The following is a 2,442-nucleotide window of genomic DNA, read 5'->3' as shown; positions in this document are numbered from 1 at the left end:
GGGCTGGCCGGGGTGGGCGCGCGGGCCCCGCACACCCTCTCCGGCGGTCAGCAGCAGCGGGTGGCCGTGGCCCGCGCGCTGGTGCTCGAGCCCCCCCTCCTCCTCTTCGACGAGCCGCTGTCCAACCTCGACGCCAAGCTGCGCCGCTCGGTGCGCGCCGAGCTGCGGGCCCTGCAGCAGGAGCTGGGCATCACCGCGCTCTACGTCACCCACGACCAGGAGGAGGCGCTGGCCCTCTCCGACCGCATCGCGGTGATGAACGCCGGGCGCTTGCAGCAGGTGGGCACGCCCGAGGAGATCTACCGCTACCCGGCCAACCCCTTCGTGGCCGGCTTCATCGGCATGACCACGCTGCTCAAGGGCGAGGCCCAGCCGGACGGCCCGGGGGTGCGCGTGCGCTTAGGGTCGGCCGTGCTCGAGGCCTACGCCCCCCAGCCCTTCAGCGGCCCCGCCCTCCTGGCCCTGCGCCCGGAGGACGTGCGCGTGGGCGAGGGCGACCTCTCGGCGACCGTGCGGCGGGTGGCCTACCTGGGCGAGCGCTTCGAGGTGCACCTGGAGAGCCCCTGGGGCGAGGTGCTGGCCTACGTGCCCTCCGAGGCCCGCCCGCAAGCCGGGCAGGCGGTCCCCTTCCGCGTCGCCTGGGCGACGGCCTACCCCGCCTGAGGCTCAGCGCGCGCGGCGGTAGGTGATCACGCACTGCCCGGGCGGGCAGCTCGCGAGCTGCAGCACCAGGGTGTTGCGGTCGGGGAAGCGGTAGTAGTGGGTCTCGCCGTCGGGGTAGCGGATGGGGATGTACACGTAGCCCCCGCCTGGGTGCGCGTCTCCTGGGAGTAGCTGCCGTTGGGCTGGAAGACCATCTGCACGTAGGTCGGCCCGAAGTTGGGGTCGTTGTAGCGGGCCTCCCAGACCCCCACGAAGGCGTTGCTCTGGGCCAGGCCCAGCGCCAGGATGCCGAGGAAAAACGCTGCCATAACCCGTGCCATGGGCTCCTCCCGGGGTTGTTCGGCGTTGCCTTATGCCCGATTCGGTCGGTTCGTCACCGAACGGTGACGCCGCCCCGCCAAGGCGGGGCGGCCGACCGAAGTTATCCGCGTAGCGGAGGGCGATACCGCCCCTCGGGAGGGAGACGCTTGCTTCGCCGACCGTCAGGGAGGGGTGTGCTCTGGGATTCAAAAAGATGGCCTCTGAAAGGCTTTGGGCTTAGACGACTGTCTTTTTGAATCCGGTATTACTCTAGCCCTAACCGCCCGCGCTATTCGGGCGCGGTTCCAGGGAGCCTCGAGGGTGAGGCGCCCTGGCTTTGCCCGGGGGGATTGGCGGTAAGCTATTCCCCGTGAGTGCCCTTTACCGCCAGGCCCGGCCCTCCACCTTCGACGAGATGGTGGGGCAGGAGCACGTCAAGGAGGTGCTCCTCAACGCGCTGCGTTCGGGGCGGCTGGCCCAGGCCTATCTCTTTTCCGGCCCGCGGGGGGTGGGCAAGACCACCAGCGCCCGCCTCATCGCCCAGGCCGTCAACTGCACCGGGTCTGACGAGGGGGTGCGCGGAGCGCATGCCGGCAATGCCGGTAACCCGACCAGGCCCTGCGGGGTGTGCGAGGGCTGCCGGCTGGTGCGCGAGGGGCGGCACCCCGACGTGCTCGAGATCGACGCCGCCAGCAACAACTCCGTCGAGGACGTGCGCGACCTGCGCGAGAAGATCCTGCTGGCCCCCTTGCTCTCCAGCCGCAAGGTGGTCATCCTCGACGAGGCCCACATGATGTCCAAGAGCGCCTTCAACGCGCTGCTCAAGACGCTGGAGGAGCCGCCCGAGCACGTGATCTTCATCTTCGCCACCACCGAGCCCGAGCGCATGCCCCCCACCATCCTCTCGCGCACCCAGCACTTCCGCTTCCGCCGCCTCTCCGAGGGCGAGATCGCCGAGAAGCTCGGGCGCATCGTGCAGGGCCTGGGCCGCGAGGCCGAGCCGGCCGCGCTGCGCCTGGTGGCCCGCATGGCCGACGGGGCCATGCGCGACGGGGAGAGCCTGCTGGACCGGCTGCTGACGCTGGAAGGCGCCATCACCCTCGCCCAGACCGAGGCCGCGCTGGGCCTGCCGCCGCAGGAGGCGCTGTTCGCGGTGGCCGAGGCGCTCGACGGCGGGCGCATCCGCGAGGCCCTCGAGCGCACCCAGCACCTCTACACCCAGGGCTTCGCCGCCCGCACCCTGGCCCAGGGCCTGATGGAGGCCCTGCGGGCCGGGCTCTACGCGCGGCTGGGCCTGGGCACGGGGCCGCACCTCAGCGCCCCCGAGGAGCGCCTGGTCGCGGCCATGACCGCCCTCGACGAGGCCCAGGAGCGCCTCGCCAAGCGCTCCGACGCGCTGGCGCTCGAGCTCGCCGTGCTGGCGGCCTACCAGGCCCTGCACGCCGTCGCGGCCACGGTCGCCTCGAGCCCCGCCCCGGC

3 protein-coding genes are annotated in these 2,442 nt (G+C 72.1%); 2 read left to right on the top strand and 1 reads right to left on the bottom strand.

The features are described from left to right. A partial coding sequence (locus Mterra_RS23535; protein WP_147373000.1) for an ABC transporter ATP-binding protein occupies nucleotides 1-663 on the top strand: 663 nt, incomplete at its 5' end. 3 nt (nucleotides 664-666) lie between these two features. Here the strand turns inward: Mterra_RS23535 and Mterra_RS23530 are convergent. After that, nucleotides 667-798, bottom strand: a complete 132-nt coding sequence (locus tag Mterra_RS23530) for a hypothetical protein (protein ID WP_275054871.1) — start codon at nucleotides 796-798, stop codon at nucleotides 667-669. Between the two features lie 535 nt (nucleotides 799-1,333). Between Mterra_RS23530 and dnaX the strand changes: the two genes are divergently transcribed. Then, on the top strand, nucleotides 1,334-2,442 hold a 1,109-nt coding region (gene dnaX / locus Mterra_RS20555), incomplete at its 3' end, for a DNA polymerase III subunit gamma/tau (protein ID WP_119316783.1).

This window comes from Calidithermus terrae (assembly GCF_003574345.1).
Lineage (GTDB): Bacteria > Deinococcota > Deinococci > Deinococcales > Thermaceae > Calidithermus > Calidithermus chliarophilus.
The sequence above is the reverse complement of the archived record's forward strand: the minus strand, read 5'-3'. Positions and strand labels throughout refer to the sequence as shown.